Here is a 10,449-nt window from a genome sequence, read left to right on the forward strand (position 1 = left end):
TATGATAAATTTGATTAATGATTAGTCAATTTGATTAAATAAAGAGGTTATTTATGAGTAAATATATTATTTGTGTTTTTTTACTAATTTTTTCATGTGTTGCGAATGCACAGTGGATAACTAGGTCAGAAGAAAATATCTTTAATGAAAAAAAATCATTTATGATGGGAACATTATCCAATTCATCTGGTGTTATTGGTTTTGATTGTGATAATGGAGAGTTGTCTATTTCATACATCGAAGAAGACAAAAAAACTGAAAGTGTGAAAGCGCCAATGAATCTTATGATTAAGATTGACTCCAATGACATAGTAAAATTTGATGCAATAATGGATAGAAGAAATGATAATTCAATGGAGATAGCCAGCAATGACAGAATTGGTATTATTTCACTTCTATCTCAGTTAAAGAATGCAAAATCTAAATTTTTAATTGGAATAGTTCTTCCCGGGACTGATGCCAAGTCGTCATACTATGGCGATGTTGCTGGTTCAACAAAAGCTGTAGATAAACTTGTCTCAGATTGTGGCATTGATCTTAATGCAAAATGAAGGCACTTTTTCAGTAAAAACCCCCGCCATCGAAGCGGGGTTATTTATATCAACTATTTATTGATTTCTATCAGTTTTTTGATTTTTTCAACATCCAACTCAATAGAAACCAATCTTTCTTCTATGCTTGGTTTGTGAGCTATATCTGAGTTTTGAGAAATCCAATGCTCAATGGCTGCAACCATTTCGGTGTTAAGGGATCGCCCTTTTTTATCAGCAATCTTTGCCATTTCCTCTTTTAATTCAATAGGAAGTCTTAAATTAACTTGAGGATGTTTGTATTGTCGCTTGGTCATTATGGATTTCTATTATTCAGTTAACTACAAGATAGATTAAGTGCGTACCTATTGACTATCAATGCGTACCTAATTAATATGTATGCATACCACATACAAAAGCATACAAAGGAGATGTTAATGAAAGTAGCTGAACCAGTATCTGTTCGGATGCCGACAAAGCTAAAAGAGATTCTTCAATCGATAGCTGATGCGGGTGATAGATCTTTGAGTAAGGAAATTCTTCGGAGAGTGAAGGAATCGCTAAAAAATGAAGGGATAGTAATCCCAGAATGACAAAACCCCAAAGGCTGGCACCAATGGGGTCTTATAGTAGCCGGAAATCTTAGAGGAAAACCGACATGACGAGTATAGCAATTAATGAAATGCATAACACTATTGATACATTCTTTCAGCAAGAAATATTGTTGACAGGATTACTCTCTGGAGTTATCTTGCGTTTACGAGGCTTCGAAACCTCTTACAAGCGGATCAAACCAACCCCGTTAGCGTTGGATTTTTTATGTCTGTCATTCAGTGGACGCAGTGCGCGGCCACACCCCGATCAAGGTCGGGAGGGCGACGAATACAACACCCGAAAGGGGAATAAGTCCGCGGTACTTGTAGCCGTTTCGAACCTCCCGGCACCATCATGTGGTTTCTCTTCGAAAAAGATACAAGGAGTCAGCAATGACTAATCAAATTTCAGCCCAAAACCTCCAGGCTATCATTCATAACAGTATTCCAGTAATCACAACTGAGTTACTGGCAGAACTATATACAACAGATGTTGTACGAATTCGTCAGAACCACGCTAGAAATGCTGATAGATTTAGCGAAGGAAAACATTTCTTTATTCTAAAAGGTAAAGAATTACAAGAGCTTAAAAACAGAGTATCTTTAAGCTACTCTGTTGAAAGCGGCATTCAGTTAATCGGTAAACGTGCCCGAAGCTTAACTTTATGGACCGAACGCGGAGCGGCTCGTCATGCTAAAATGCTTGATACGGATAAAGCATGGGATGTTTTCGAAAAACTGGAAGATTGTTATTTCAGTCAAAAAGATATAATGGCAACATCCACTAAAACCACAACAGACGAACGCACTCCGTTACGTGACGCTGTAAATATGCTTGTGGGTAAGCGCGGGTTGATGTATCCAGAAGCTTATAGTTTCATTCATCAGCGTTTCAACGTTTCTAGCATTGATCAATTGCCAGCGGAGAAAATCCCCGAAGCTGTTGAGTATGTTCACAAGTTAGTCCTTGAGGGTGAATATCTTGGTAAAGAGACCTCACCATCTTTAAACGGCATCCAGTTCCCTGAAAACGGCAAGATACTAATCACGATGTGTAACAATGCGGTTGATAGTTGTCAAATAGTTCGCCCTGATAGCCACGTACTGACGTTAAACACGTTCATGGAGTTAGCTCAAAAAGCCGGTTATCTCATCATTCACAGAGAAAACTTCATGAGCATGGAAAATAGCTGGAAATATTAACTCAAAAGATAAGGATGGCTCAGATTTGAGCCATCATACTAAACGTGTTTTGCCGGTTTTATTAAGCTATCCGCAGGTATCCCGAACATTTTATGTAAGTTCCATACCATCGGCAGCGTAAGGCTACGTTTGCGATTAAGTATTTCATAAACACGATTTACTTTTCCGATAGCTGGCACCAAGTCTTTTGCTGTTAACCCGGATTGCTCCATCCTGAATTTTATGGCCTCGATTGGATCTGGTGGGTCAATCGGGAAATGTTCAGTCTCATAAGCTTCAATCAGCAAAACCATGACTTCCATATAATCAAATTCGTGAGATCCAAGTTCGGGCTGATTATCAAACATCGGTGAGATAGCTTTTAATGCTTCTTGATAGTCTTGTTCTGTTCTAATGGGTTTAATATTCATTGTTTACTCCGGTTCTACGGTATTGGCATCTACGGCATCGTATTGTTTATGTGTGCCAATGAATTTTACGTACACCCAGCCGATGGGATAAAAAATGGAAACGATTAGACGATAACTATTTCCTTTAATATTAAATACTACGCGACTGTTTTTCAGGATGCTCGCATTGCGGTATTGCGCTTTAATGTCAGCGGGGCTTTTCCATACGGATTTTTTGGCCTCGTCAACCCAAGCTCTCAACTGTTGTTCAGCATCGGGATAGATTTCCCAGAACTGCTTTAATGTATTGACTGAGATAATTTTCATAAAGTTATGATAGTCCCATTTTGGGACTGATGCAAGTATTTTGTTCACTACCGCACAGGCAGCTTAAAAGGTTACAACCCCCGAAGCCAAGGATGGTCTAATTTAGTTTAAGTGTGTTTTTATTTGTCTGATAGATTAAAAAATGTAACAATGATCAAATGTTAGTCAGATTAAGAGCGCCCTGTACCAAGGGATCTGATGAATGGCACTTTGAGATTAATGTCACGTGAAAGAAGCTACACAATAATTCACATTGACATAAAAATAAAGTTAACATATATATTAACTATGAGCTAAGGATGATGATGGAAGACGAGGGGAAGCTAGAGCCTGTATACTATGGCTCAAAGTTTACTGTAATCCACTGCGTTGGTGCCGTTGAAAGCTTTTACGAATCAGCCAAAAGTTTGGTTAAGCAAAAGGCAAGAAACATGGAAATGCAGATAGTCCTTCAAATAAAACGCCTTGCGGATGGCAAAAGAATGACTTCTGATACTTTGGTTAGCGAAGGCAGCCTTCCATCTAATAAAAAATTTTATGCTCTTAAAAGAATCCCGATAAGGGGTTATCTGTGGTATTCAGAAGCTAAAAGTGGCGTTTGTTTTATAAGCCATTATATATACAAAGATTACCAAAAATTAAACAAATCTAACATCCGCAAGATCCACTCTAACTGGAGAAGAATCGAGGAGGATGGACATGAAAAATGATCACGTTTTTAACAACGAAAAAATGTTGTTTGCGCAAGAGGAACTTGTTTTTAACGTAACAGAAGATGTTTTGCTTGCTATGGAAGATAAATCCATTAAAAAATCTGAGCTGGCCGAGAAACTTGGAAAAACAAAATCGTATGTTTCTCAGGTCCTTAGCGGCTCAAGAAACATGACGCTCAGAACGCTATCAGACATCTGCTTTGTTTTGGGTGCAAAACCAAATATAACAATTACTATAGAGGGTAGGGATGTTTCCTTACCTATTGATAAAGAACAAAAAAGGCACCAACATTGGCGTAATGATGATAATTGCGTAGGTATTTTTCTTGGGAAGGAAAAGAACAGAAAAATTTCTCAATCGGATACAATAGAACTGACATCAGCACATCTTAGCTATGAGGATGCAGCATAATGAATGCCGAACTCATTAATGCTCAAAACAAATTACATATTGTTAATGTCAATATCCGGGAGTCAAGTTTTAAGCTTTCTGAGGAGGCTCATTCTTCTTTTGTATTATCAGAGTTGTTCAATGAGGATCACAAGACTCAATCTTACGGCGATGTATCAAGAATAAAGGTTTTTCTTTCCGAGGAAGACAACAGGCATTGTTATATATTTGAGTATTCTGTAGGGATAAGATTGCTGAAAGTGGACTCATTAAGCAGCGAAGAATCAGAGTCTGAGGATGTCACTGTTGGAATAGAAGTGGTCTTTGATGCCACTTATTTATCTGAAACCAAGCTTACAGGCGACGAACTAAAAGCATTTTCTGAAAATAATGTAGCCTTCAACGTTTGGCCGTATTGGCGAGAATACGTTCAGTCGGCATGTAGCAGAATGGGAATACCGCAGATCAACATTCCGCTCTATAAGATAAAGAAGTGACCCCTTTCAAGGCCACCGATAAGGTGGCTTTTTCATATCTGGCCGCTTAATTGCGGTTTTTTGTATCTAAAATAACCACAAGGTGGTGATATGCCATTGATTAAAGACGCCATTTCATCATTTTTGGGGAAAGATCAGGAATGGTCATGGAAGGAAAATTTACACCCGGCGTCGTTTCGGGGAGTACCATTTGCTGTAGTATCCGGGGAGAGCGTTTTCGGCAGACGGCAAGCGGTACATGAATATCCGTACCGCGATACAGCATGGATTGAAGACCTTGGCCGCAGTAGCCGAAAGATTACTCTTCGCGGTTTTATCATTCAAGACAGTAAAGTGTATTCCGCGCCGGATGTGATCACACAGCGTAATAACTTGGTGGCGGCATGTGAAGAAGGGGCGAACGGGACGCTGATACATCCCACACTTGGAGAACTAACAGTCAGCGTCACTGAGTCCGGCTTGCGTGTAAATGAAAGTGCGGACAATGGCCGGGTGTTTGAGTTCACTCTCACAGTGATTGAATCTGGTCTGAAAGTCTTTGCTATTACAAATAGCACGGCGGCAGACAGCAAAGTAAATACCAATTGGCTCAGAACGGCTACAACGACAGCCGCAAAATTCATCTCTATGGTGAAAGGTGAGATCCGCACTGTCACACAAGCCGTTAAAACCATCAAGCAGACAGTCAATTTCTGGGAAAAGATGGTGCAATCGTCAATTGATGAAGTGACCAATCTCAGTGACATGTTGAACTCCACCTTTGGTAGTAAACGTTATAGCCGTTACAGCCGCGGGAAAATCGGCGGTTCTGTGTCGGGAGCCACTGGTGTTGTACTGCGAAACAATGACAGTGAAAACTATAAAAATGTAGTCAATGAGAAAATGGCCGGGGCGGTCATGGGACGAGAGGCAATATCAAAAGCCCTCTCACAACTCAATGAGGCTAACTCAATTGAGGGGCTGGCTGCTGGAGTGCAATTAGTCATTAACGTAATCATTAATACAACCGGCAGTACGACAGAGAAAGTGCGAGTATTTGAAAATCTTGCCAGCTTTAAAAATACGCAATATCAGCAAAGTAGTGTCGATAAGAATGTAGCAGAAGCCACCACGTTATTGATCGTTGTTCTGTCTGCCGGGGCGATGGCAAAAACAGCAAGCGAACTGATCCCCGCTAATCGTGATGAGGCCGCAACAATTCAGCGGCGTGTTTGTAAGTCTCTTGACAACGCGATCATTAAAGCCGGTGATTTGGCCGCCGATGATGTTTTCCAGGTCCTTGTTCAGCTACGTTATGAATTTGTTGAAAGTTTCTCACTGAAAGATGCAAAAGGACGTTTGACGCAGTTTAATTTACCGTCAGTCTTGCCGGTCTTAAATATTGCTAATCGAATCTATCAGGATGCTGAACGCAGTGATGAGTTGATACAAGCCGTTTCCCCTATTCACCCGGCATTTATGCCCATTAAATTTAAGGCGCTGAAGCAATGAAGAGTGATGAACTTTCGTTAGTGATCGGCGGACGCCGCATCTTTGGGTGGGACAGTGTACGGGTGACAAGAGGTATTGAACGGCTGCCATCGGATTTTGATTTAATGTTAATGGATTACTACCCCGGCAATGATGAGAAGCAGCTTGTAGAACCCGGTGAAAAATGCGAAGTGTTTTTGGGTGATGACAGAGTGGTAACGGGATATATCGATAGCTGGAACCCATCAGTTTCCAAGAATAAACACGAGATAAAAGTATCGGGCAGGGGCAAATGTCAGGACTTAGTAGATTGCTCGGCAAAGTGGCCTAACAACGTTATCAGTCAAGCTACTCCGCTACAGATTGCTCAAAAACTCGCGCAATGGTACGACATTCAAGTGACTTCTGATGTTGATGATATGCCCATTGTTCCCCAGTTCACGTTGAATTGGGGTGAGTCATCACAAGAAGTCATTGATCGCGTTACCCGCTTTGCCGCTCTTCTTTACTACGACTTGCCGGACGGCAATTTAATCATGACACGAGTAGGCACGGAACTAGCCGCGAGTGGTGTTGAGCAGGGTAAGAACGTTGAAACATCAGATTATAATAGTTCAATGAATGAACGTTTTTCTGAGTATACCGGACTTTCATTTGCTATAAGTGGATTGAACGAAACAAGCAATGATAGCGGTTATGATGTCGTCACTTTGGCTACAGCAAGTGATCCCGAAGCTAAAAAAATGCGCTATCGAAACTATGTCACCATCATAGAAAGTACACTCATATCAGCTAAACGGTCGCAAGAATCTATTGATTGGGAAATGAACCGTCGCTACGGGCGCTCAAAAGTGCTGAAAGTGACCGTTGATTCGTGGAGAGATAGTAGCGGTAAGTTGTGGCAACCCAACACGCTGATCCCTATCCATATGCCTATTTTTGGTCTTGAAAACGAACAATGGCTGTTGTCGGAAGTGACATATACACGTAACGGCGATAATGGCACGCAAGCGCAATTAGTTTTAATGCCTCCAGCGGCTTTTGCCGTACAGCCGTATGAGTTTTACGCAATTTTAAGAGAGACGATCAGATGATGAATGATGCAATCAGAAAGCTATCTCGCCGGGTTGAAATGATGTTAGGTCTTGGAAAAATCAAGACTTCGCGCGATAGCGGAAACATTCAAGTTGTTCAGTATCAGACGCCGATAGAAGTCCGCGATAACACTGCAAGAATGGCTGAATTTGGCTTCTCGTCTGCATTGCCGCCCGGAACTGATGTTGTTATCGGCTATCTTGGAGGGGATCGTTCCAGCGCTGTAGTGATTGCAAGCAACAATAAAAAATATCGGCATAAGAATTTAAACCCCGGAGAAGTGGTGCTGTACAACCAGTGGGGCTTGCATATCTTGCTGACTGAATCAGGGATCACGATAGAGGCGAAAGGGCAGTCAGTGACTGTAAATAATGCAACACAGGTAACAATTAACGCTAGCGAATCTGTACTTTGCAATACGCCAATTCTAAAAGTTACAGGTGATATCGTTGACAACTGCAATAGTAACTCTTCAACAATGAAACAGTTACGCGAATCTTACAACAGGCACACGCATAAAGTGTCCGGTGTGGAATCTGGCGGCTCAACAGTAACAAGTCAGCAAACAGGGGAACCAGTGAAATGAGTGATATTACCTCTTATTGGGATGTTGAGCATATCCATGCTGACTGGCTAGCGGGTAACGGGGATCTGGTTACGGGCAACGATTTACAAACGGCAATGATAATCAGTTTGTTCACAGATAGACAGGCCCGTAGTGATGACGAAATTGACGGAGTTGACAGAAAGGGCTGGTGGGGTGATGTCGGCTCGGATTATCAAATCGGTTCGCGATTGTGGTTGATACGTCGTCAAAAGCTCACTACCGCAGTCGCACTGAAAGCAGAAGATTACGCGCGTGAAGCTTTGCAGTGGATGTTAGACGATGGCGTTGTCGCTTCTGTAAATATCAACACTCAAATCGTTTATCCAAATCGCTTAAATATGATTATTCGCTATCAGCGCCCCGGAAGAGAGAGTGAAGACCTAAGATTTTTCTGGGTATGGGAACAACATAATGCCATTTAAACGACAAACACTATCTGAGCTACGGGAGCAGAACCGCAGCTTTTTACAGTCTGAACTTGATGATGCTGGTACATTGCTAAGATATTCAAATATGGGCGTTCTTGCTGACATGGACGCGGGGATGGCTCATTTACACTACGGCTATCTTGACTATATCGCATTGCAAACTACGCCCTTTACTGCAACTGATGAACATCTCGCGGGTTGGGGGGCAATGAAAAAAGTCTTTCGTAAACCTGCCAATGCGGCTGTTTGTAATGATTATTTGTTTACCGGTGTTGAAGGGACGATGATTCCAGCAGGAACGATACTCAATCGCGGTGACGGTTATCAATACAAAACACTTTATGATGTCCGTATTGCTCAAAATGGCGCGGCTAATGCATTGATAACAGCAATTTTGCCCGACATTTCTGATGATGTCACGGGTGGAGGAGGTACGGGTAATGCTGACTCGGGGACGACTCTGACTCTCGATCAGAGTATTGCGGGGGTTGATGTTCAGGGAAAAGCAGTAACACCGATTATCGGTGGGGCAGATATTGAAAATGAAGATGATTTTCGTTCCCGGATTCTGCTGGCGTATCAGGGGCTTTTGTCGGGCGGCTCTGATGATGACTATAAGCTATGGGCGCTGTCCGTGCCGGGCGTTACTCGCGTCTGGATTCGTCGGCGAGCGATGGGGGCGGGGACCGTTGGTATTTACATTATGTGCGATAACAATGGTAAAGGCGGTTTCCCGACTGGCACGGATGGATTTTCAAGCTTAGAAAACTACGGTACGTCAGCAACTGGAGATCAAGTAAGAGTTGCCGATTATATTTACCCGTTGCAGCCAGTCACTGCTTTAGTGTGGGTTTGCTCTCCAATTCAGCGTAAAATTGATATCACAATTAATGGGATATCGTATGTTAGTCGTGATGTAACGAATGCTATTGCAGCCGCTATTGATAATGTATTTTTTGAAAGCGGAAATCCTGACGGAACAGGAAGAGTTCTTATTTCCGAATTGCAATATGCGATTGCTGACGTGCCGGGAACGGCAGGATTTGTTATCACGAATCCGACAAGCAATATTAAATTGGGGATAGGTGAGCTACCGCTGCGAGGGGAGGTTATCTATACATGAGTCGATATAGTGCAGAAAACTATATGTCAGCGCTGAACGGGCTATTGCCATCCGGTCTAGCATGGACTCGTCAACCCTCATCCGTTATGAATGCAATAACGAGAGCGATTGCTCATTCATATTACCGAAGTGATCGCGATGCGTGGGGATTGATTGATGGGGCTTTCCCGGCAACTGCTACTATTATGCTGCCTGAATGGGAAAAATCACTAGGTTTGCCCGATGATTGCGGTATCGGAGAAGTTGATACTATCCCATTAAGACAGAAAACAGTTGTTTCGCGATTATTAAGAGATGGCGGGCAGTCAAAAGAGTTTTTTATTAATCTGGCCGCAACAATGGGTTATACCATTACAATTACTGAATACCGACAAGCACGAGCGGGACAGTCTCGCTGCGGTGAAGCATTAAACGGTGAAGATTGGCCTTTTACGTGGCGCATTAACGCCCCCAAAACCACCATCTTCTATGCTGTGGCTGGTGGGAGTTATTGCGGTGATCCGCTACGGTCGTGGGGTAATAAACGACTGGAGTGTCAATTTAATCGTCTTTGTCCGTCTCATACAATTCTACAATTCGGTTACAGCAACTAAATAATCCTTTATTTATTTTTTTCTAATCACTTTATGAGTGAGGTTTTGCTATGCAAAAAATTGGTGATATTACAAATACCGCAGATAAAAACGGTGAATTCACGAATGGCAATGTTGCCGCTGGTATTGCGCCCACATTATTAGACGCTGGCTGGTTTAATACCGTTCAGCGTGAATTAATTAATGCCGTGCAAGGATCGGGAATTAAGTTAGATAGTAAAAATGACAGTCAGCTTTTTGCTGCTATCAAAAAGTTAATTGATAACAGCGCTGTTGAAATTCACGACGCCTCATTAACCCAAAAAGGAATAACTCAACTCACAGACAAAACAGGCGGTAGCAATACTCTTGCTGCCACTCAGAAGCTTGTATCTGATGTGAATGACAACGCCAACACTAAGCTGGCAAAAAACCAAAATGGCGCAGACATTCCGGATAAAAACGCGTTTGTGAAAAACCTCGGTTTGTCGGAAACGGTGAATAGGGCTAA

The 10,449-nt window shown here is 42.1% G+C and carries 16 protein-coding genes and 1 pseudogene; 14 read left to right on the forward strand and 3 right to left on the reverse strand.

Annotated features, from left to right (window positions below):
* Positions 1 to 53: 53 nt before the first annotated feature.
* Complete coding sequence (locus ACGF7G_RS19385; protein WP_387467675.1) at positions 54 to 551, forward strand: hypothetical protein; 498 nt, start codon at positions 54 to 56, stop codon at positions 549 to 551.
* Positions 552 to 604: 53 nt separating this feature from the next.
* Here the strand turns inward: ACGF7G_RS19385 and ACGF7G_RS19390 are convergent, their stop codons facing one another.
* Positions 605 to 847, reverse strand: a complete 243-nt coding sequence (locus ACGF7G_RS19390) for an Arc family DNA-binding protein (protein WP_387467677.1) — start codon at positions 845 to 847, stop codon at positions 605 to 607.
* Positions 848 to 967: 120 nt separating this feature from the next.
* On the opposite strand from ACGF7G_RS19390, the gene ACGF7G_RS19395 reads away from it, so the two are divergent.
* The 3 genes and pseudogenes from ACGF7G_RS19395 to ACGF7G_RS19405 all read left to right on the forward strand — a co-directional run.
* On the forward strand, positions 968 to 1,123 hold the full coding sequence (locus ACGF7G_RS19395) for an Arc family DNA-binding protein (protein ID WP_157890154.1): 156 nt from the start codon (positions 968 to 970) through the stop codon (positions 1,121 to 1,123).
* A gap of 65 nt (positions 1,124 to 1,188) precedes the next feature.
* Positions 1,189 to 1,524: a hypothetical protein gene (locus ACGF7G_RS19400; RefSeq protein ID WP_133812602.1), complete on the forward strand. Its 336-nt coding sequence runs from the start codon at positions 1,189 to 1,191 to the stop codon at positions 1,522 to 1,524.
* Positions 1,517 to 1,909: pseudogene (locus ACGF7G_RS19405) on the forward strand (ORF6N domain-containing protein); the annotation flags it as partial. The gene ACGF7G_RS19400 and the pseudogene ACGF7G_RS19405, both read left to right, overlap by 8 nt.
* 455 nt (positions 1,910 to 2,364) lie before the next feature.
* Here ACGF7G_RS19405 and ACGF7G_RS19410 read toward each other — a convergent pair.
* Both ACGF7G_RS19410 and ACGF7G_RS19415 read right to left on the reverse strand, forming a co-directional pair.
* Positions 2,365 to 2,736, reverse strand: a complete 372-nt coding sequence (locus ACGF7G_RS19410; RefSeq protein WP_133812604.1) for a type II toxin-antitoxin system HigA family antitoxin — start codon at positions 2,734 to 2,736, stop codon at positions 2,365 to 2,367.
* A gap of 3 nt (positions 2,737 to 2,739) precedes the next feature.
* Entirely contained in the window at positions 2,740 to 3,042 is a 303-nt protein-coding gene (locus ACGF7G_RS19415; RefSeq protein ID WP_133812605.1) for a type II toxin-antitoxin system HigB family toxin, read from the reverse strand.
* A gap of 299 nt (positions 3,043 to 3,341) precedes the next feature.
* On the opposite strand from ACGF7G_RS19415, the gene ACGF7G_RS19420 reads away from it, so the two are divergent.
* The 10 genes from ACGF7G_RS19420 to ACGF7G_RS19465 form a co-directional block, all read left to right on the forward strand.
* A complete protein-coding gene (locus tag ACGF7G_RS19420) occupies positions 3,342 to 3,752 on the forward strand; it encodes a hypothetical protein (RefSeq protein WP_133812606.1) in 411 nt (136 codons plus the stop codon).
* Positions 3,742 to 4,167 (forward strand): helix-turn-helix transcriptional regulator, encoded by a 426-nt coding sequence (locus ACGF7G_RS19425; RefSeq protein ID WP_242688770.1) that lies wholly within the window; start codon positions 3,742 to 3,744, stop codon positions 4,165 to 4,167. The genes ACGF7G_RS19420 and ACGF7G_RS19425 overlap by 11 nt, the downstream gene beginning before the upstream one ends.
* Complete coding sequence (locus ACGF7G_RS19430; RefSeq protein WP_133812608.1) at positions 4,167 to 4,643, forward strand: hypothetical protein; 477 nt, start codon at positions 4,167 to 4,169, stop codon at positions 4,641 to 4,643. The genes ACGF7G_RS19425 and ACGF7G_RS19430 overlap by 1 nt, the downstream gene beginning before the upstream one ends.
* A gap of 90 nt (positions 4,644 to 4,733) precedes the next feature.
* The gene (locus tag ACGF7G_RS19435) at positions 4,734 to 6,134 is read left to right on the forward strand and encodes a DNA circularization protein (protein WP_387467681.1); all 1,401 of its coding nucleotides are present in this window, start codon (positions 4,734 to 4,736) and stop codon (positions 6,132 to 6,134) included.
* Positions 6,131 to 7,207, forward strand: a complete 1,077-nt coding sequence (locus tag ACGF7G_RS19440; RefSeq protein ID WP_133812610.1) for a phage baseplate assembly protein — start codon at positions 6,131 to 6,133, stop codon at positions 7,205 to 7,207. Before ACGF7G_RS19435 ends, ACGF7G_RS19440 begins: the two co-directional genes overlap by 4 nt.
* Complete coding sequence (locus ACGF7G_RS19445; RefSeq protein ID WP_133814174.1) at positions 7,207 to 7,794, forward strand: phage baseplate assembly protein; 588 nt, start codon at positions 7,207 to 7,209, stop codon at positions 7,792 to 7,794. Before ACGF7G_RS19440 ends, ACGF7G_RS19445 begins: the two co-directional genes overlap by 1 nt.
* Positions 7,791 to 8,237 (forward strand): phage GP46 family protein, encoded by a 447-nt coding sequence (locus ACGF7G_RS19450; protein WP_133812611.1) that lies wholly within the window; start codon positions 7,791 to 7,793, stop codon positions 8,235 to 8,237. Before ACGF7G_RS19445 ends, ACGF7G_RS19450 begins: the two co-directional genes overlap by 4 nt.
* Positions 8,227 to 9,366, forward strand: coding sequence for a baseplate J/gp47 family protein (locus ACGF7G_RS19455; protein WP_387467684.1), 1,140 nt, complete (start codon positions 8,227 to 8,229; stop codon positions 9,364 to 9,366). Before ACGF7G_RS19450 ends, ACGF7G_RS19455 begins: the two co-directional genes overlap by 11 nt.
* Positions 9,363 to 9,959 carry a YmfQ family protein gene (locus ACGF7G_RS19460; protein WP_387467686.1) on the forward strand — a complete coding sequence of 199 codons (597 nt, stop codon included), beginning with the start codon at positions 9,363 to 9,365 and terminating at the stop codon, positions 9,957 to 9,959. The genes ACGF7G_RS19455 and ACGF7G_RS19460 overlap by 4 nt, the downstream gene beginning before the upstream one ends.
* Positions 9,960 to 10,009: 50 nt before the next feature.
* On the forward strand, positions 10,010 to 10,449 hold a 440-nt coding region (locus ACGF7G_RS19465; protein WP_387467688.1), incomplete at its 3' end, for a phage tail protein.

The organism is Photorhabdus sp. RM323S (assembly GCF_042879375.1).
Taxonomy (GTDB): Bacteria; Pseudomonadota; Gammaproteobacteria; order Enterobacterales; family Enterobacteriaceae; genus Photorhabdus; species Photorhabdus tasmaniensis.